The organism is Vibrio sp. MACH09, from assembly GCF_033238805.1.
Taxonomy (GTDB): Bacteria; Pseudomonadota; Gammaproteobacteria; order Enterobacterales; family Vibrionaceae; genus Vibrio.
In genome coordinates this window covers 1,103,732-1,123,809 of the sequence record NZ_BSFZ01000001.1, presented here as the reverse complement: position 1 = coordinate 1,123,809, position 20,078 = coordinate 1,103,732, and the positions used below count along the sequence as shown (strand labels likewise).

19 protein-coding genes and 1 riboswitch are annotated in these 20,078 nt (G+C 41.2%); of the genes, 7 read left to right on the top strand and 12 right to left on the bottom strand.

The window, feature by feature from the left end:
• Positions 1–54: 54 nt before the first annotated feature.
• Positions 55–235: riboswitch (Lysine riboswitch) on the bottom strand.
• Positions 236–600: 365 nt separating this feature from the next.
• Positions 601–1,008: an H-NS family nucleoid-associated regulatory protein gene (locus CHJ_RS05085; protein WP_171753050.1), complete on the top strand. Its 408-nt coding sequence runs from the start codon at positions 601–603 to the stop codon at positions 1,006–1,008.
• Between the two features lie 115 nt (positions 1,009–1,123).
• On the opposite strand, the gene CHJ_RS05080 is transcribed toward CHJ_RS05085, so the two are convergent.
• The 3 genes from CHJ_RS05080 to CHJ_RS05070 all read right to left on the bottom strand — a co-directional run bounded on the left by CHJ_RS05080 (position 1,124) and on the right by CHJ_RS05070 (position 4,465).
• Positions 1,124–2,428 carry an inosine/guanosine kinase gene (locus CHJ_RS05080; RefSeq protein ID WP_317917041.1) on the bottom strand — a complete coding sequence of 435 codons (1,305 nt, stop codon included), beginning with the start codon at positions 2,426–2,428 and terminating at the stop codon, positions 1,124–1,126.
• Positions 2,429–2,603: 175 nt separating this feature from the next.
• Positions 2,604–3,242, bottom strand: a complete 639-nt coding sequence (locus tag CHJ_RS05075) for a DUF2057 domain-containing protein (protein ID WP_317917040.1) — start codon at positions 3,240–3,242, stop codon at positions 2,604–2,606.
• A 182-nt stretch (positions 3,243–3,424) separates the two neighbouring features.
• A complete protein-coding gene (locus CHJ_RS05070) occupies positions 3,425–4,465 on the bottom strand; it encodes a porin (protein ID WP_317917039.1) in 1,041 nt (346 codons plus the stop codon).
• A gap of 641 nt (positions 4,466–5,106) precedes the next feature.
• Here CHJ_RS05070 and dinG point away from each other — a divergent pair.
• From dinG to rsmS, 4 genes are all read left to right on the top strand, one after another.
• A complete protein-coding gene (dinG, locus tag CHJ_RS05065) occupies positions 5,107–7,179 on the top strand; it encodes an ATP-dependent DNA helicase DinG (protein ID WP_317917038.1) in 2,073 nt (690 codons plus the stop codon).
• 79 nt (positions 7,180–7,258) lie between these two features.
• A complete protein-coding gene (locus tag CHJ_RS05060) occupies positions 7,259–8,032 on the top strand; it encodes a TSUP family transporter (protein WP_317917037.1) in 774 nt (257 codons plus the stop codon).
• Entirely contained in the window at positions 8,029–8,565 is a 537-nt protein-coding gene (locus CHJ_RS05055) for a primosomal replication protein (protein ID WP_317917036.1), read from the top strand. The genes CHJ_RS05060 and CHJ_RS05055 overlap by 4 nt, the downstream gene beginning before the upstream one ends.
• Positions 8,562–8,729, top strand: a complete 168-nt coding sequence (gene rsmS, locus CHJ_RS05050) for a pleiotropic regulatory protein RsmS (protein ID WP_171752845.1) — start codon at positions 8,562–8,564, stop codon at positions 8,727–8,729. The genes CHJ_RS05055 and rsmS overlap by 4 nt, the downstream gene beginning before the upstream one ends.
• Before the next feature lie 41 nt (positions 8,730–8,770).
• On the opposite strand, the gene CHJ_RS05045 is transcribed toward rsmS, so the two are convergent.
• Both CHJ_RS05045 and htpX read right to left on the bottom strand, forming a co-directional pair.
• Positions 8,771–9,319 carry a chalcone isomerase family protein gene (locus tag CHJ_RS05045; RefSeq protein WP_216613368.1) on the bottom strand — a complete coding sequence of 183 codons (549 nt, stop codon included), beginning with the start codon at positions 9,317–9,319 and terminating at the stop codon, positions 8,771–8,773.
• 567 nt (positions 9,320–9,886) lie between these two features.
• A complete protein-coding gene (gene htpX, locus CHJ_RS05040; protein ID WP_171752846.1) occupies positions 9,887–10,750 on the bottom strand; it encodes a protease HtpX in 864 nt (287 codons plus the stop codon).
• A 384-nt stretch (positions 10,751–11,134) separates the two neighbouring features.
• Here htpX and CHJ_RS05035 point away from each other — a divergent pair, with 384 nt between their 5' ends.
• Positions 11,135–11,302: a hypothetical protein gene (locus CHJ_RS05035; protein WP_171752847.1), complete on the top strand. Its 168-nt coding sequence runs from the start codon at positions 11,135–11,137 to the stop codon at positions 11,300–11,302.
• Between the two features lie 50 nt (positions 11,303–11,352).
• On the opposite strand, the gene bioD is transcribed toward CHJ_RS05035, so the two are convergent.
• From bioD to bioB, 4 genes are read right to left on the bottom strand one after another with little or no spacing between them, the layout of a single operon-like run.
• Positions 11,353–12,036, bottom strand: a complete 684-nt coding sequence (bioD, locus tag CHJ_RS05030; RefSeq protein WP_171752848.1) for a dethiobiotin synthase — start codon at positions 12,034–12,036, stop codon at positions 11,353–11,355.
• Entirely contained in the window at positions 12,033–12,830 is a 798-nt protein-coding gene (bioC, locus tag CHJ_RS05025; RefSeq protein ID WP_411861557.1) for a malonyl-ACP O-methyltransferase BioC, read from the bottom strand. The genes bioD and bioC overlap by 4 nt, the downstream gene beginning before the upstream one ends.
• A 9-nt stretch (positions 12,831–12,839) precedes the next feature.
• Positions 12,840–13,976 carry an 8-amino-7-oxononanoate synthase gene (gene bioF, locus CHJ_RS05020; RefSeq protein WP_317917034.1) on the bottom strand — a complete coding sequence of 379 codons (1,137 nt, stop codon included), beginning with the start codon at positions 13,974–13,976 and terminating at the stop codon, positions 12,840–12,842.
• Positions 13,963–15,015, bottom strand: coding sequence for a biotin synthase BioB (gene bioB, locus CHJ_RS05015; protein ID WP_317917033.1), 1,053 nt, complete (start codon positions 15,013–15,015; stop codon positions 13,963–13,965). The genes bioF and bioB overlap by 14 nt, the downstream gene beginning before the upstream one ends.
• Before the next feature lie 120 nt (positions 15,016–15,135).
• Here bioB and bioA point away from each other — a divergent pair, with 120 nt between their 5' ends.
• A complete protein-coding gene (bioA, locus tag CHJ_RS05010; RefSeq protein WP_317917032.1) occupies positions 15,136–16,425 on the top strand; it encodes an adenosylmethionine--8-amino-7-oxononanoate transaminase in 1,290 nt (429 codons plus the stop codon).
• A 268-nt stretch (positions 16,426–16,693) separates the two neighbouring features.
• Here bioA and serS read toward each other — a convergent pair whose 3' ends face one another.
• The 3 genes from serS to lolA all read right to left on the bottom strand — a co-directional run bounded on the left by serS (position 16,694) and on the right by lolA (position 20,066).
• Positions 16,694–17,986, bottom strand: a complete 1,293-nt coding sequence (gene serS, locus CHJ_RS05005) for a serine--tRNA ligase (protein ID WP_171752852.1) — start codon at positions 17,984–17,986, stop codon at positions 16,694–16,696.
• A 93-nt stretch (positions 17,987–18,079) separates the two neighbouring features.
• On the bottom strand, positions 18,080–19,429 hold the full coding sequence (locus CHJ_RS05000; protein WP_317917031.1) for a replication-associated recombination protein A: 1,350 nt from the start codon (positions 19,427–19,429) through the stop codon (positions 18,080–18,082).
• Between the two features lie 37 nt (positions 19,430–19,466).
• Entirely contained in the window at positions 19,467–20,066 is a 600-nt protein-coding gene (lolA, locus tag CHJ_RS04995) for an outer membrane lipoprotein chaperone LolA (RefSeq protein ID WP_171752854.1), read from the bottom strand.
• Between the last annotated feature and the right edge of the window lie 12 nt (positions 20,067–20,078).

The window sequence follows — 20,078 nt, the reverse complement described above, 5'->3', positions numbered from 1 at the left end:
TATACACATGCAATATTCTAATAAATAAGTAAAAGATACTAATTGCACCTTCTAACCTACAGTAGCGCTCCATAGTTAACAACAAATATACTATGGCAGTGTTGTATCTATTTGACACAACCCCAGCAAACAGCTTTGATATGCATATTCACTTCGGCAAAAACTCCTTTCACTACTATTCATTGGCATCACCCCAATAGTAACTACTGATAGTTCTTGCACCTCTACTTCAATTACTCTTTGAAATTGCTAGATTATTCAACAATCTCTCTAGTAACTGACTTACGACTTGCATAATTCTACGGATTTAGGCGTTTTTTGCAACATAAAAATCCATAGACTGACAGAAAAAAGAGACTATAGCTTAGTTTTTACTCAACTATCGAGATATGAATCCGTTAATAATATTAATTTCATCACTAAACAATTTGATAATTGCAATTTCAATATCGTGTTAATAAATTTATATCTACCAGCTATACAATAGCTTTATCAATATAAATTCCCATAAATAATCTATTAATTTCACTATTTTTGTTTGTAATATAAAATTACACTGTTATTATTATAAGCGTTTAATAATGTCAAATGGGATAAATCATGTCAGAACTAACAAAAACACTGCTCAATATTCGCAGTCTGCGTGCATTTGCTCGCGAATTAACTTTTGAACAATTAGAAGAAGCTCTAGAAAAACTAACTCTTGTTGTGGAAGAACGCCGTGAAGCAGCAGAAGAAGAACTTGTAGCGAATCAAGCTCGTGAAGCTAAACTTGCTGAATATGCTCAAATGATTGCTAAAGATGGTATCGATGTTGAAGATCTAATTTCAGCGCTATCTGGTGAAGCAAAAACTAAGACTCGCAAGAAGCGTGAACCACGCCCTGCTAAATATAAGTATGTAGATACAACTGGTGAAGAGAAAACATGGACAGGTCAAGGTAGAACTCCTTCCGCCATTCAATCTCAACTAGATGCCGGCAAATCTTTAGATGATTTCTTAATCTAAGATAAATTGAATATTAAAAAAAAGAGCTCTTAATGAGCTCTTTTTTTATATCTAGTAGTAAGGTTAATATCAATCGCATTAATAACCAAGTCAAATATATAATTGACTAGAGAAACTACCTTTCCCAATATGCCTCTTCTAAGCTATCTTCTTTCTCAGGTAATCCACGAGACAGACGAGGAGAGTGCTGTACCAACACTTCATAACTAGAACGGTTTGCATATTTACACACTTGAGAGAATGATGAGTAAGTCAAATAAGCGTTTTGGTGCTTACTAGAATTAGGCACATTTTCTTTATGGTATTTATTGGCTGCCATATCGTGCAACAGAGCGGATAAAGCCGCGTCCCCTGCTCCGTTAGTATTTTTAATTTTTTCTGGCCCACCCATATACGGCGCAATATGAGAATATATTTTAATCGGTGTCTCACACGACGCCTTTGTCGCTGGACGACTAAACTCGTATTGATTGAACTCAGCAATAGCGCCAGGCAGCAACGGCAGTGATGTCACTCTCTTCGCGCTATCTTCGGTATAACCTGCCATAAACAGGCCAACCGGTCCCGCTGTACATAGCACCATATCAACCCAGTCCAGAGCTTTATCTGACGCCAATAGAGGGTCACTCTCTCCAGTTAAGGCTTCAGCTTCTTCTTCATTCATTGCCACGACAGAGATGTTGTCGCTTAGGAACGCTTGCCAAAATTCTGGATCGTCTTGAATGACAAATTTGGTGCCTAACGTTAATACCACTGGCACATCATATTTCTTAGCATACTCGATCGCCTGCATGGTGGCTTGGGGCATAGTGTCGTCTTCGTTGCATCGAACCAAATAGGCTGTTAATACTAATGCTGAAGCAGTAGCAAAAATGGATTCAGGAATGCTCTCCGGTTTAAGCTTGTTCATCTGCCCTGCACTAATGGCAAATGTTCTTTCACCATCGTCGGATATCAATGCAAAACAGCGACCAATTGCGCCTTCAACACCCTGCAAATAGTTCAAATCCATGCGGCTAGAGGTGTTGCAAATGTAGCGGTAACCATAACTACCGATTTCAATGCTTTTGCTCATCACTCCTAGCAAGGTAGATCTATCATCAGCCAGCACAGAGTAGTTATGTAAGGTATTTCCAATGGTTCCACCGGCAAATTCATTGGTAATCAACTCTTCTCGTTTAAGGTGTTGATAAAGCGCTTCTGCTGTTTGGTCATCAATAACTAAAGAGTGTCCCTTACTCAAGCCATATTGTTCAATAAACTGGTCACTAACACGAGCTTCAATATCCACTAATGTCTGATCAATACCAATGATATGCGTGCGCGCCATTTTTTTACTTGTTTGAGTCTGAGTAACCAATGGATCACGAGCATGGACGGGAAAATAGTGCTTAGATTTACGCTGACCGGGAAATTTCATAGAAGCTATCTGCTAGGTAGTAATTAAAAGGTTAATTTTAGCTGCGTGGATTAATAACAGCAACACAGAAGCAAATAGCAAACGGTTGCCCAATAAAATAACAACGAATATAAAAAGAAAAAGACCTGATACAGTAATATCTGGTCTTCTAAATAAATAGCGATTAAACGAGTCTTTACTCTTGGTCAATCATCCATTTACGGAATTCTTTACGCTCAGCTTTGGTCGCTTTGCTATACCAAAGTTTTAGCTGGGTTGTTGCGTCACCGGTAATCTCAACTTTTCCGGTTTCAGATACGGTTACAGCGGATTCTTTAACTACACCTGTTCCATTGTCGGCGGTTGATAAGATAACGCCTTGAGAGACATTATAATTGCGGATTACCTGCTCTATATCGCTATAAGGAAGAAAGCCCTCTTTACCAGGCAGTAGTTCAACATCTACAGACTTAGATCTACCATTAGTCTCTATTTTCCAATCTAAGTCATCGTTTTTAAAGGCATTTTCTGCGTGACTATAGTTAAAAAAGTGTTTATGACTTAGCTCAAGCTTATCTGAGCTGTTCTTAATATCTACTTCAAAAATATAAGGTTTCGAATTGAGTAATCTTCTTTCTTTACCATCATCAAGGTTGGCGATAAATTCCACTACAAACTGATTACTACCAACAGAAAGCGACTGAAGAGCCTCTTTTTCTACTTCCTTACCATTAAGAGCCATAATATGGATATCTTTAGGTAGTTCTAAGGTTGCGGCAGAAGCCATACTAGACGCAAGCAGCACACCACAAGCTGCAATCATTTTTAGAGCCATTTGCTCTCCTCAATTTTTCTTCACTAATAATAACTATAAGAGCAATGATACCATTGCCAACCACCAGATATGACCTCTATAACCATAAAAAATTCATTTTAGTTCTAACAGTTATAAAAATAGAAATTCATAAAATAAAAAAGGCCACCAAAGGTGACCTTTTTTCAAGCAGTAAAGTTCAATTAGAACTTAACTTGGATACCAGCTACGTAGCCTAGATCGAAATCTTTGCTTGTTGAGCTGTTGTCAACATTGTTGCCTTCGCCGTCAGAGTAACCAGTGTTGCCACCTACTTCGAAGTATAGAGTAGAGCTAGGTGCTACTGTGTATAGTACGTTAGCGTAGTAAGTAGCGTAATCTTTCTCTAGAGCTTCTTTATCAGTAGTTGAGTAACCTAGGTTAAACTGGTAATCACCCATGTTGTATGCACCAGAGATAGCCATGATCTTAGTGTCAGATTTCTTCGCGCCTTTAGCTTGAGAAGAACCGTCTGCGTAAGATGCTTCGATATCGAAGTTACCAAATACGTACTGAGCTTGGATTGAGTATACACCGTAGTCAGTTTCAGCTTTAGCAGCAGTATCTAGTACTGGAGTAGCAGTTGTTGAGCTAGTAGTATCAAACTTGTAAGTTGCATCTGCAGCTGCTGTAGTTGCATCTAAAGCAAATGCACGTAGCTCTAGACCTTCAACTGGACGGAAACCAATTTTACCATCAACAAAAGAAGTATCATCGTTGCCATCAAGAATTGTAGAAACAGCCATGAAGAACATACCCTGATCGTAAGAGTACATTGCTAGGTTTTCAGAGCTAAGACCAGCATCATCAACTTTAGAGTCTAGACCAAACTCCATATCGTTACCAACACCAGCACCATCCATTACTGTATCTTGGATACCGAAAGTTAGTTTACCAAACTTAGTATCAAAACCAGCGTATGCGTTGCCTAGGTTTTTCTCTTTCTTAGCGTTGCCATCAATGCCGTCAAATTCCCAGTAACCTAGAACTTTAACGTTGTCGTTTACTTGACGGATAACTTCAAAGTTAAACTCAGCATCATCAGCTTGTAGCTTAGGGTCTGCATCAGGAGTTTGAGACTTTTTGTATTGTACGTCTAGCTTACCGCCGAAGTTGAACGTGTTGCCATCTTTGTTGTAAATTTCTGCTGCGTTAACAGAACCAGCTGCTACTAGTACTGATAGAGCGATTAGAGTCTTTTTCATAATAATCCACTGCCTTTTCTTAAGAAAATTTCGGGAAATCCTTTTCGGTTCCCTTTTTTATGTTTTATTGGTGATGACGCTAATGAGCAACATCGGTGTCATCGCCACTAAATTTCGAGAGTCATATTGTAAAAGTTTCGTCCACATGTCAATGATCTAAAAAAATAAAACTAAAAATAACTAAAACCATTAAAATCAAGACTTTATATAAGAATACAGTTAAATATTAAACAGATAGAATTGCAATACGACCAGCATTCCAATTAATTGATTACATTTTCAATAAGAATAAAAAACCATCAAACAAGCGTATTGACAAATAAATTGAATATTAACACCAATATTGAAGCAATAAACAGCACAAAACACCAACCAGTAGGTACAGAAAAGCTATTTAATTAAGGTTCAGTTTTTTTTTGTGATTTACATCAAAAAATATTTAAAAAGAGACAGTTTATGTGAGGTGAATCGCTATTAAGCGAATGAAATAGCCAGAAAAAAATGAACTTTATAACTATTTAGCACTCATTAATCTCTCTGATAAAATAACTGTCAATTTAATCAATAGAGAAAAGCATGAACAATGTGTCGATTTTTAAGGTTTATGCTACCATTGCGACCTACTCAATCTCGGCTTTATTATGCTCAATCCAAACGTACAAAAATCTATCCAAAAAAGTTATCAAAATTTACAACATCAACTTGATAACTTTGTTCCCCGTAGAGCTCAAAACTATTTAGTAGCGGAAATCACGAAAACCTTGTCAGGAACGTACCATAAGAAAAACCGAATTATGGTGGCAGAAGCAGGAACTGGCATTGGTAAATCATTGGCGTATTTAATGGCGGTCATTCCTACCGCGGTGCTAAATAATAGAAAGGTGGTGATATCGACCGCCACAGTCGCGTTGCAAGAACAACTGCTCAACAAAGATTTGCCTCTATATAGACGCATCACTGATATAGATTTCTCATTTATCCTAGCAAAAGGACGGCAACGATACTGTTGCGCAGAAAAACTTGCCTCAGCCTGTGGCGCCGACGGTGGCCAACTTGCCATGTTTGAAACCAAACCCAATGTACGAGATAAAGAGCTACTACAAACTATGTACCGCTCATTGCAGCAAGGTAAATGGGATGGCGACAGAGATTCATGGCCAAAAGCCATTAAGAATGCGTTGTGGTCTGCAATTGTCAGCGACAAGCATAGCTGCAATAACAGCTTACCAAACCATAGATCATGTCCTTTTCAAAAAGCTCGGGCAGAATTAGATAAAAACGATGTGGTTATTGCCAATCACAGTTTAGTGATGGCAGATATAGAGTTGGGTGGTGGCGTGATATTGTCCGAGCCAGACAATACCATTTATGTGTTCGATGAAGCACATCATCTGCCTAAAGTCGCCAGAGATCACTCCTCTGCTGCAGCCAGTCTCAAAGGTGTCGCAAGCTGGTTAGAAAAACTCAATCAATCTTGTACTAAGTTTGTTAGCTTAGCGGATGAGAAAAGAGTCATCCGATTTAGAGTAGAACTGCAAGATGCTATTCAGCAGTTAATCCCCTCTCTCAATCAACTGACTCACCAGTTTAATGCCGACCAATTTGAGAATAATATTTATCGCTTTAATAATGGCGAACTTCCTGAATGGTTAGAGACACAATCCAAAGAGCTTAAATTGCAGGCTAAAAAGGCCAATCAATCCTTAGCCAAGATTACTGACCTGATAGCAGAAAGGCTTAAAGATGGTGAGATCAGCAGCAAACTCGCTGAACCCGCATTGGCAGAGGCCGGCTTCTATAACCAAAGATTAGAGAACTTGGCTCAAGTGTGGCGTTTAATGGCATCACCAAACAGAGATAAAGGCGCCCCCTTAGCTAAGTGGCTAGAAATAAGCAGCGAGCGAGACGGGGATTTTATTGTTAACGTCTCCCCTTTAGAAGTTGGCTGGCAGTTAGATCAAAAGATCTGGAGTCGCTGTGTCGGAGCTGTACTTACGTCAGCCACGCTAAGAGCATTAAACTCGTTCAGTTATTTTTGCTTCCAAGCTGGGGTGAGTGAACAGCCTGATCAGGGCGTTCAGTTCTTGGCATTGGCATCGCCTTTTAATTACCTGGAAAACGCGCAACTTGTTGTACCTAAGCTCAACTATGAACCTCAGGCACCTCAATTTACCGATGAACTGTGCGATAAACTGCCAGAGTTAATTAAAGCTAACGCGGCAAACCTCGTACTTTTCGCCTCATATTGGCAGATGAATCAAGTGGCCGAAAAACTCGCCCCGTTGTTAGCAAAAAAGGGATGGTGTATACAAGTTCAGGGCGATAGCGCAAGAAATGACATTCTAAAAAAACATAAAACGCTTATACAGTGCGGAAAAACCAGTATTCTATTCGGTACTGGTAGTTTTTCAGAAGGTTTAGATCTGCCACGGCAACTATTAGAAAACCTGATAATCACCAAAATACCCTTCGCGGTCCCTACTTCACCAGTTGAACAAGCTCATGCAGAGTATATTGAGTCAAAAGGTGGCAATCCGTTTATGCAGATTGCGGTACCTGAAGCGAGTAAAAAATTGATTCAATCCGCAGGTCGTTTACTGCGAACTGAAGAAGATTCTGGTAAAGTCATCCTGCTTGATAGAAGAGTAGTAACAAAACGTTATGGCAAACTATTGCTAGACTCACTACCTCCTTTTAAACGCATAATTGAATAGTATTAAGATCCACCGATCTTTTAAGTACAAATTTTATTTCAGATAAACCTTAGTCAGCTCTCTAAATAATGGACATTCTATGGAAATGATCGAACCAACCATGTTGGTTATCTTGGCATTAGTCGCCTTCGCGGCAGGATTTATTGATGCTGTGGCTGGCGGGGGTGGTATGTTAACTATCCCGGCTTTACTTTCCATTGGATTACCTCCTCATATTGCACTAGGTACGAATAAGCTAGCCGCTAGCTTTGCTTCCTCTACTGCAGCAGTCACCTTTTATCGAAAAAAACTGTTCAAACCTCAGTTTTGGCTACACGCTTTTTTTGCGACTTTAATTGGTGCCACCACAGGAACTTTTATTGTTGATGCCATCAGTACTGAATGGTTAGAAAAAGCCATCCCACTGATAGTACTTGCCACGGCTATTTATACCATCTGGCACAAGTCCCCTCCGACAACAGGTACAACGCTACCGGAAAAATGCAAAAAGTTTACACAAACACAATGGATTCAGGGTATTACTTTAGGCTTTTATGATGGTGTTGCCGGCCCAGGAACAGGGGCATTTTGGATGGTATCAAGCATGGCCGTCTATCGTTTAAATATACTGTTGGCCTCTGGACTATCTAAGGCGATGAACTTTACCAGTAACTTTACCTCTTTTGTCACATTTGCACTATTAGGACATGTTAATTGGGTATTGGGGTTAACTATGGGCGTCTGTTTGATGCTTGGCGCATATGTCGGTGCTCATTCAGCCATCAAATTTGGAGCTAAATTTATTAGACCGGTATTCGTTACCGTTGTTAGTATTATGGCAATAAAGCTCGCCTATGAAGCTTGGTTTCTATGAGTCATTTAAAGCAGATAAAGTCACATTTACAACAACTATTATTGCAGGCTGAACAGATAGATAGCCAGCAAGGAAGAGCAGATAATGCCTTGTTTGATCGTACTCTTTTTAAATGTTCGTCAACATTACTGACGCCTTATGTAAAAGAAGCTTTGTTACTTTATAAAGAGCTTAAAACATTACAAAGCAGACCGAACAGTAGTCAAGCTCAGGCAGAGTATCTTTCTGAACGGTTAATTAATCAGGTAACCGCGGTTCAAAGAGAGTTGGCAACTCATAAACTACAATTTAGCGATTTTTCCACACCACAAGACCAAACTGAATTGTCTGAGCTATATCGAGAGCTGATGCAACACAATGAATGGGAAAGACGATTAATAGAGATGGTCACAACAAAACAGAAGTTGTGGCAATCAGCAAGCAAAAGCACCAAAAATCAGGCTAAAAAAGCGCTAGTTTTGACGGAACAACGGTTAGCGAGATGCCAAAAGTCCAAGTTAGCCATAGAAAAATTAATTGAGAGTAATAAATGACACAAGATAAGAGTCCACAACTGGATAGTGCACCTGAGCAAGTTAAGTTAGCGGTTGACCTAATCTATTTGCTAGAAACGAATAATATAGAACCGGCTACTGCGTTAGAGGCTATCGAAATAGTAAAACAAGATTTGCTACGTAAAGCCGAGCTAGAAAAATAATCCCCTTTATACCCCCAGACATTCTCCCTTATGCTGTCGCGTTATTTTTTTAATCCGATTAACTTTTCTCTATGCGCTGGATACTCGGTACTTGGAGATAACCAAATAGACAAAAACGCGCTATTGAGAGATTCATTGGTAATCTCTCCTAGTTTCTTCGCTGATTGATTATTTTTATAGAAATGAAATTCTCCCGTAACTCCATCGGTAATATAAACCAGTTTTTCACCTCTTTTAACACTAGTATAAATGGCTTCCAATTCTGTTAACCAAGATTGCTGTATTTGGCTATCGTAACCTAGATTTACCCATTGCTCTTTTGTCGCCGCAATTAATTGCTGTTTTGATATGTCTCTTTGGTACACAATTGATAATGCGAGAGGTTGTGATGTTAACTCTGATGAGTCTTGATATTCGCCCGTGGGGGTCTTCAGTTCTGACTGAAATATATTAAGGAAGAACACGCTCAAACTCGATCTGCCCACTGTAGGCCACTTTTCCCACCGCGTTGTATCTTGCCAATTAGGGGCAGATGCCCAGACAGATAAGTGGACATTAAGCATCATTAGTACAGCGACGAACCATTTCATAACAAGCCTCCAGCAATTGAATGTGTTATTCAAAGCTATACAGCAAGTTTTATACCTAATTCTAAATTAGGTATTTTCATTATACTCAAATGACCTCAAGGTGCTTGTTCAGCAAGAATGTATTGGCTGCTGATCAAGGCGGTGGTTTGAAGGCATAGTCATTCTACAGCAAGAATCCGTAACACAGAGCAAAAGCCAATAAAACTCGCCCTTTGGCAGCACATCAACACGCCCATTTCTGCGTCAGATAATCTTGCTATTCCTTCAGTTACCTTTCTTGAACTGAACGTGTTGATGTTGCTCTGAATCCTGCATCTTGAGGTCACTTGAGCATATTAGGTTCATCAATTTATGGGTCATTGAAATAAGCTTCACTGACGTTAGGCAATACCGCGTTCAAATCAAGCGGCAAACTCTTGCAGCGATCAAAAGACAATATTCTGATGCGAAAATATGATGCTTTATAACAACGATATGGGTTAGTTTCAAAATAACAAAGCCTGATAAAAATCAGGCTTTGTACTGTTTAAAGGCCACAGCAATAATCGTTAGCTGTATATATCACCTCTAACTGTTTCTTAACGCATCAATACGCTTATCCAGCGGCGGATGGCTCATCAACAACTGCATCATGGTTGACTTACCATTAATACCAAACGCCATCATAGAACCTTCTAATTGCGGTTCGTGACTGACCTTTAATCGCTCCAACGCTGCTATCATTTTATGTTTACCAACCAAATTCGCCGCGCCTGCATCCGCATGAAACTCACGATGACGGCTATACCACATGGTTAAGAAGCTCGCCAAAAAGCCCAGTACCATCTCTAAAAAGAAGGAAACAGCAAAGTAAAGCATCATACTACTTCCTTGCCCCTCTTCCCGATCACCAGATGCCACGATATTGGCAATAAAACGAGAAAGGAAAATGACAAAGGTATTCACCACACCTTGCATTAGCGTCATTGTGACCATATCACCATTTGATATATGACTTACCTCATGCGCCAGTACGGCTTCCGCTTCATCACGAGTCATATTTCGTAACAAGCCTGTAGATACAGCGACCAAAGAGTCATTTCGTTTCGCACCAGTCGCGAAAGCATTAATATCATCCGCTTGATATATCGCAACGGTCGGCATCCCTATTCCAGCTTGTTGAGCTTGACGAGAAACTGTCTCTAATAGCCAATGCTCGGTTTCATTTCTCGGACTCTCAATTACTTGCCCCCCAACGGAACGCAGTGCCATTTTTTTCGATAGCAACAAAGAAATAAATGATCCACCAAAACCAAACAGGGCCGCCATTAATAACAACCCATTCAAACTTCCTGGTTGCATACCAGTAGTAGCATAAACAATATTTAGAACAACACTTAACACAAGAACAACAGCTAAGTTTGTTGCCAAAAACAGCATAACGCGTTTCATCTTTCTCTCCAGTTCCAGACTCTTTACTTTTATTATCATTTCATTTTAATAGTACGTCGTACTATTTCTAATAGATATAGCCATTAAGTTGAATTACAAGACTCATTAATGAATTGAAACATTTATTAATGTACTCAAGTGGCCTCATGGTGCCGGATTCAGAGCTTAATGGTGAGAAATTGCCGGGAGCGAACAAGCATTAGACCAAGGTCGTATTGAGTACAGAAAAGGATCACCGTACATTCAGACCAATAAAATATTTATGCTGATAAAAGTGAAGCCAAGTTAGTTATAGCAAATAAAATGATGGCAACAAAATTGCATAATAATATACGCAAGTGACCTTCTTTATTTTGCTACGCTAACCAACTAAAGGAATGAATTATGGTTGAAAGCACAAATTACCAAATGGCAATTGACCTACTCTGCTGCCATTTAGGGCTGACTGAAGATGAAGCGAAAGAGCAGCTAGGAATAAGTGAAGCGCATAAAATTCAGCAACAAATTGCTAATGTTCAGCCCTCGTTAATGTCAATTCCAACAGACAGATAAAAAAAGGTTGCCAATTGGCAACCTTTTTTCTTAACTCTATAAACAGAGTATCAACCATTCAATATTGGTGTTATATCCATAAACTTACCAATATCTCGCTTCTTCACACTTGGTACATAGGGAATTTCACCCAGTTTAGGGGCTGGAATTTTTTCTTCTAACATCCTAATAATTTCTGAGTAATTTTCTGTTCCAGGATTAATTCGATTTGCCGCCCAACCGATTATCTCTAACCCATCATTTTGAATCGCCTCAACCGAGAGCATCGCATGGCTTAAACAGCCCAGTTTAATACCAACGACTAGAACCACAGGCATCTTTTCTTGTTTAACCCAAGTCGACAAACAGTCTGTTTGCGAAATGGGAACTCGCCATCCGCCCGCGCCTTCAACTAATACCACATCAGCCGTTTGTTTGTGTTGCTGAAGTTTGTCACTAAGCACAGAGTAATCAATCACTACCTCTTCTTGCTTAGCCGCAATATGCGGTGATGTCGGGCTTAACAGCGCATAAGGGTTAACATCATCGTAAGCTATCTCTCTTGTCGCAGCCTGTTGCAGATGAAGAGCATCCGAGTTCCTTCTTCCATCTTCACTATCTTTACAACCAGCGGCAACAGGTTTATACCCGATCGTGGTTAAACCATGAGCAGCAAGTGCCTGTAAAATTGCTTTAGATACTACGGTTTTACCCACTTCTGTATCTGTGCCAGCAATAAAAAAAGTATCAATCATAAATCTATTGTCCCAAAACATACCTGATAGGTTGCAGGTAATCGTTTTTCGCTATTACTAAATGCTTGGTATTCCTTTTCCACTCGTTTTAACGCTGTGTTCTTAGTCAAACCAACAGAGCGGTCGCTAACATATGTCGCACCAATGCCTTTTAGATCTTTCATTAGCTGAAGTGCGGAAGAATACCAGTACTGAATTGACCGTAAGTCTAGTTGATGACTAACAGAACCAGATTGCGCTAACGCAAGATTTATCTGTTTCATGGTTAAAAAACCATTTACGTGTTGATATGCATCAATTTTAGCCCACGCCTGTTTAAGCTCCGTTAGAGACCCATCAGCTAAAGTAGAAAAGTAAATTTTTCCACCCGGTTTGGTTACTCGTTGTAGCTCTTTAAGTGGCACAGACAAATCGAGGCACCATTGCAAAGCAAGACTGGAAAAGACCACATCAAACTGATTATCTGAAAATGGTAGCGATTCTGCATCAGCAACTTGATACAGTTCCACTTTATTGAGACAGCGACACCGAGCTTGCTGCAACATCTCAGCAGACAGGTCGGCCGCAACGACTTTGGCTCCTTTATCCGCTAACCTATTGGAAAAATATCCCGTACCGCAGCCAATATCTAGCACCTTCAAACCTTGCAACGACTCCGGCATTTTTTCCATTAACCGTTCTCCAACTTCTCGTTGAAACTCTGCGTGCTTATCGTATTTCTTTGCTGCTTTACCAAACGCATCAGCAATCGCTACTTTTCTATGGGATGGTGCAGAAACATTACTACTCACTATCTACATCTCTTAACTGTTAATAATATGCTGAGCTAATTCACTTACCTGCTGGTGAGTGTGGTTTGCATTGAGGGTGATGCGAATCCGACAGCTCTCTTTGGCCACTGTTGGTGGTCTAATTGGAGTCACCCAGAAACCGTATTGCTTAAGCTTGCTTGCTAGTGCCATGGTTTTATCGACTGAACCACAGATAAAAGGTTTGATCGGCGTTGTTGTTGCGACATAACCTGCTTGCTCTTGGAGTTTTTGATCATAAGTCAACTGGAGCTCCGCTAAGTACTCTCTTCGCCACTGTTGTTGTTGCAACATATTAGCGGCTTCTGTTAACGCATAAGCTTGAGAAGGCGGCATAGCTGTTGAGTAAACATGATGACGAGAAAACTGTGTAAGGTAGTTACCCACACGCTGATCACATAATATCGCAGCACCGGACAACCCAAACGCTTTACCAAAGGTGACAACCAATAACTGAGGTTTAATCTCCATACCCGCTATGCTACCAACACCTCTCCCTCCTAACACACCAACACCATGCGCATCATCAACCATCAACCAGCTATCACTCTGTTGACATGCCGTTGCAATATCATCTAGGGGCGCGCAATCACCATCCATGCTAAATACCCCTTCAGTGACAACTAAGGCAGGGTTATTAGCAATAATACGGTTTAAATCAGCAACATCATTGTGTTTAAAACGCTTCATTTGAGCCGGAGACAAGATACCCGCCTCCATCAAAGAAGCATGATTCAACTTATCCTGAACTAAAAAGTCTGCCTTACCAAGCAGTGAAAACAGAACCGCCTGATTGGCCGCGAAACCAGAATTAAATAGAATAGCCCTATCATAACCAAACCATTCACAAAGAGTCTCTTCTAAGGTTTGGTGAGCCACTGAATGCCCAGTCACCATTGGAGAGGCAGCGCTGCCTGCTCCATATTTATCAATCCCTTCCTGCCATGCTTTTGCTAGTTGTTTAGAGCTCGCTAGCCCAAGGTAATCATTACTGGAAAAATTGATATAGCTTTTGCCTGAAACGCTAAACTCAACGCTGTTGGCGCCTTCCAGCGACAACAGTGAACGTTCTAATCCTAGCTGTTTTCTCTTCCCTAACTCGGTATCAATCCTATAACTAAACGCTGGCATCGTAGAATAAATCATCTTTATTAGGACGTGCTGCCACTCTTTCTACTACTTGGTCAAGCAACTCATTTTCTTGGATTTGATCCGGCTTCTGACTGACTTCAACACTATTAATGCCGAGTTTCTTAAACAATTGCATATCACTATCTTCATCCGGATTCGGCGTTGTCAGTAATTTACAACCATAAAAAACCGAGTTAGCTCCAGCCATAAAGCTCAGTGCTTGCATCTGTTCGTTCATACTTTCTCGCCCAGCAGATAAACGCACTGCAGATTTCGGCATCATAATACGCGCGACAGCAATCAATTTTATAAAATCAAATGGGTCAACATCATCCACCTCTTCAAGAGGGGTCCCTTTTACTTTAACCAGCATATTAATAGGAACACTTTCTGGATGAACGGGTAAGTTAGCGAGCTCAACAAAGAGGCTGGCGCGATCACTGACACTCTCTCCCATTCCGATAATGCCACCAGAGCATATCTTCATACCGGAATCTCGCACATGCGACAAAGTATCCAGACGGTCTTGATAGGTTCGGGTGGTAATAATATTTCCATAAAACTCAGGCGAGGTATCTAAGTTGTGATTGTAGTAATCCAACCCAGCACCAGCTAGCTCATTGGCTTGTTGAGGTGAAAGCATGCCCAACGTCATGCAGGTTTCCAACCCCATCTCTTTCACGCCTTTAATCATATCGAGTAGATAAGGCATGTCTCTCTCTTTAGGGTTCTTCCACGCGGCCCCCATACAGAAGCGGGTTGAGCCTGACTTTTTGGCTTTCTCTGCGGCATTTAATACACTTTCGACTTCCATCAGCCTTTCACGATCTACATCGGTTCTATAGTGCGCGCTCTGAGGGCAGTATTTGCAATCTTCTGGGCATGCCCCAGTTTTTATTGAGAGCAACGTACTAACTTGCACATAGTTATGCTGTTGAAATTGACGATGAACCAATTGAGCTTCAAACATCAGGTCCATAAACGGTTTTTCTAGTAATAAACGGACTTCTTCTACCGTCCAGTTATGGCGAACTTCCACGTGTCGATCCTTTAATTATTTTTTATTTCTTGGCTAGTCTACCGTCAGCCAGTAAACTGTCAACAAAACTAAATAGTTTTAAGTTTACATCTGTTTATTTATTAACCGACGGAATTAAAAATGGACTTAGAGTTTGATCGACAGCACATCTGGCACCCTTACACTTCAACCATTGATCCACTCACCTGTTATCCAGTTGATCGGGCGGAAGGTGTACATCTCTATTTAGAAACAGGTGAAGAGCTGGTCGATGGTATGTCATCTTGGTGGTCCACCATTCACGGTTATAACCATCCTGATTTAAACCAAGCGGCTGAAGCTCAAATAAGCAAAATGTCACACGTGATGTTCGGTGGTATCACTCATCAGCCCGCGATTGATCTAGCAAAAAAGCTGATAAAGCTCACCCCAAGCCAACTACAACATCTGTTTTTAGCAGACTCTGGCTCCGTTGCTGTGGAAGTAAGCTTAAAAATGGCACTACAGTACTGGCACGCTAAAGGAGAAAGACGCAGCAAGTTTCTTACATTACGGGACGGTTATCATGGTGATACATTTGCAGCAATGTCGGTTACTGACCCTGATAATTCGATGCATAGCTTATACAAAGGTTTTCTCCCTGAACATATCTTTGCCCGCTCGCCGAAAACAGGTTATTGGCAAGATTGGGACCCATCGGACATAGACGACTTTAAACAAAAAATGTCTCAACATCATAGCGATATTGCAGCGGTTATTCTTGAACCTATCGTTCAAGGCGCCGGCGGAATGAGAATCTACCATCCTGAGTTTTTAAAACAGGTGCGTATCCTCTGCGATCAATACGGTGTACTTCTTATTGTGGATGAAATTGCTACCGGGTTTGGCAGAACAGGTAAGCTGTTCGCATGCGAGCATGCCAATATCCAGCCCGATATAATGTGCCTAGGTAAAGCCATCACTGGTGGCTATATGACCCTTTCTGCCACACTCACCACTAAATTGGTCGCGGATACCGTTTGCAGTGGAGAAGCAGGATGCTTCATGCATGGACCGACATTTATGGCAAACCCTCTTGCATGTGCGGTGGCCAATGCAAGCCTATCCATTATAGAAACGGGTAAATGGAAACAACAAACCGCGAATATCGAAGCATTATTATCACAGCAGTTGCCTAGACTTGAGCAGTATGAATTGGTAAAGGAGATTCGTTGGCTTGGCGCCATAGGCGTTGTAGAAACTCATGCCCCAGTTAATATGGAGGTCATTCAAGCGCATTTTGTAGAGCAAGGGGTGTGGATTCGACCGTTTGGTAAACTTATCTATATTATGCCTCCATATATTTGTCAGCCAGAACATATAGAGTCATTAATATCCGCAATTGAAACCGCGCTTCTAGATCACAACTGTTTTAACAATAAGCAAGTTTAGTATTCTCGCTCGTTGAGATAAATAACCTCAGCTCGGGATAATTTAAGCCGCTCAGTACTGCTCTTATAGCGTCTGACTTCTTTAAAATCAACGTGATAGAATAACTATCACTTATAATTTTGCCTTGTCATTCATCTAAAATAGCAGCACTGCGCCTAGTTAAAGCTTCACTTATTATTAAATATGGAATTTTGACTTTCTTATCCCGAGTTGAGGTTAAATACAAAAACGCCGACCCTGAGGTCGGCGTTCTCACTTAAACAGACAATTAACCAATATGGCTCAGTCCATTCATATATTTGCGCAGTACTTGTGGAATTTCGATTTTACCATCAGCTTGTTGATTGTTTTCCAAAATCGCAACCATAGTACGACCAACCGCAAGACCAGAACCATTTAAGGTGTGTACTAGCTCAGGCTTCTTCTCGCCCTTACGACGGAATCGCGCCTGCATTCTACGTGCTTGGAAATCCCACATATTAGAACAAGATGAGATCTCACGGTAGGTTTCTTGAGCAGGAACCCAGACTTCTAAATCGTAAGTCTTACGCGCACCAAATCCCATATCACCAGTACAAAGTACTACTTTTCGATACGGCAGCTCTAGCAATTGCAGTACTTTCTCTGCGTGGCCCGTTAGCTCTTCAAGTGCATCCATAGAGTGCTCTGGTTTGGTAATTTGTACTAGCTCTACTTTATCAAACTGGTGCATACGAATAAGACCACGTGTGTCTCGGCCATATGATCCCGCTTCAGACCGGAAACACGGTGTATGCGCGGTCATTTTTAACGGCAAATCCGCTTCTTCAGTAATGGTGTTGCGCACCATATTGGTCACCGGCACTTCTGCGGTTGGAATTAAACACATTCCTTGACCTTCTTCTGTAGCAGGTTTGGTATGAAATAGATCTTCACCAAATTTTGGCAACTGACCAGTGCCGTATAAGCTGTCATGATTCACTAAGTAAGGCACATACATTTCTGTATAACCGTGCTGCTCTGTATGCAAATCAAGCATAAACTGTGCAATTGCACGATGCAGTCGGGCAAATTGGCCTTTCATCACGATAAAACGAGAGCCTGAAATTTTAACCGCACTAGAGAAATCAAGACCATCACCCATTTCACCTAGGTCAACGTGATCTTTCAGTTCAAAGTCGTATGACTTTGGCTCACCCCAACGTGAAATTTCAACATTCTCATCTTCATCTTTACCTGTTGGTACCGATTCATCTGGTACGTTTGGAACAGAAAGAGTAATCGCTTCTAACTGAGTTTGTAACTCAGCGAGCGCTTTCTTGGCGTCATCAAGTTCGTTACCCAAGTTACCCACTTCAGCCAGAATACGCTCTGCTTCTTCATGGTCACCTTTTGCTTTAGCTTGACCGATGGACTTCGAACGGGAATTACGTAGCGCTTGTAGCTCTTCTGTCTTAACTTGAAGGGACTTTCGACTCTCCTCAAGTTCACGAATTTTTTCTACGTCAAGAGTAAACCCTCGACGGGCTAGTTTTTCAGCTGTTTCATCCAGCTCAGTTCGAAGTAATTTAGAATCCAGCATTGCTAATCCTATGCTTTGTAGTTGTGAAAAAACACCTTAAATCAATTTAAGGTGTTATTGAGAATTTAACCGAGTAAAGATATCCAAAAAGCACTACTTTTCATAGCGTTTTTGTCTGCTTTTTTCATCTAATGAGGTGAGATACTGTAACTTTTCGCCAATTTTGGTTTCCAAACCGCGATTAGTCGGAAAATAGTAGCGCGTTTGGGCCATCGGTTGTGGAAAATAGTTCTCGCCCGCAGCATACGCTCCGGGTTCATCATGAGCATAACGATACTCTTCACCATATCCCATCTCTTTCATTAGTTTGGTCGGTGCATTACGCAAATGAACAGGCACTTCGTATTCAGGTTGATTTTGAGCATCATTCAACGCTTGCTTCCAAGCGGTATAAACAGCATTGCTTTTAGGAGCACAAGCCAAATACACCACAGCCTGAGCAATTGCCCGTTCGCCTTCTGCAGGGCCAATTCGTGTAAAACAGTCCCATGCAGACATGGCCACTTGCATCGCTCTTGGATCGGCATTGCCTATATCCTCTGAAGCGATAGCAAGAAGTCGACGTACAATATATAAAGGGTCACATCCCGCCGTGATCATCCGCGCAGACCAATAGAGTGCGGCATCAGGATCTGAACCACGAATTGACTTGTGCACCGCCGAGATTAAGTCGTACCAAATATCACCCTTATTATCAAAACGAGATACTTTCTCTCCCGCCACCTCAGCAAGCAGCGGCAAAGTAATGAGCTTACTCCCCTCTTCATCTTCTTCTGCCATATCATAGAGAAGTTCAAGATAATTAAGGGACATTCGAGCGTCACCATTAACCAGTTCAGCCAGCCGTTCTACCACCTCATCAGAGAAAATTGCCGCCGTTTTGCCTAAACCACGCTCACTATCACTGATCGCTTGGTTAAGCACTAACTGAATATCGGCATGATTTAATGAGGTTAACTTATATACTCTTGCTCGGGACAACAGGGCGTTATTGAGTTCAAAAGATGGGTTCTCTGTGGTCGCGCCGATAAAGGTTACAGTACCATCTTCAATATGAGGTAAAAAGGCATCCTGCTGACTCTTATTGAAGCGATGAACTTCGTCAACAAAAAGTATAGTGCGACGACCCGTCTGCTTATTTTCTCTGGCTTTTTCTATTGCAGCTCGAATATCTTTAACACCAGACGTCACCGCCGACACTCGTTCCACTTCCGCATTTACGTAATTTGCCGCCACTTCCGCCAGAGTGGTTTTCCCCGTTCCGGGAGGCCCCCAGAGAATCATCGAGTGTATTTGCCCAGCTTGTAACGCACGTCTAAGCGGTTTGCCATCACCAAGGATATGTTTTTGCCCAATATACTGCTCAACCGTCATCGGACGCATTCGAGCAGCTAATGGACGAAAGTCTTCATCTCCGGCAAAATTTAAACTGTAATTGCTCAAGCTGCCTTTCCACCTCTAATAACAAGAAACCACAAAACTAGTTTCTTTGGTCATCAATTTCAACACCGTCTGGAATAACAAAAGTGAATTTGTCCTGTGTAGGCACTTTGTTCTGATAGTCATTAAAAACAAATTGGCCTTGCTGACCATCTTGCTCAATTATTGTGAAACCATTAATCGTGCCTTGGGCATCAATATCAATTTCAAATTGACCCTGATTAGAATCAATGGCGGTTGGCGTTAAGGTGAAAATATCTTTATTTTGCGATACCAGATAGTTATCCCAATCACTGGCACGATTATGTGTTAACAACACAAATGGCGTCTGCTCCATCGCTTGTTGTTGCCAATAAATACTGACCTGTTCAATAAAAGGGCTGTAATACCACAGGCTTTTCCCATCAGATACGATGATGCTTTCATCAGGTAAAGTCGTCGTCCAACGAAACAGACTCGGTCTGGCGATATCCACCTCACCTTTACCTTGCAAAATTACTTCTTTTTCAGGGCTTAACACGGTTTGCTGAAAAGAGGCACTAAACCCTTTTGTCATCGCTAAGCGCTCACTTAGCACATCTTTGGGCGCAGCCAATACTGAACTGCTAACCGCAAGCAAAGTAATAAGTAGTTTTTTCATTTATAGGCTCAT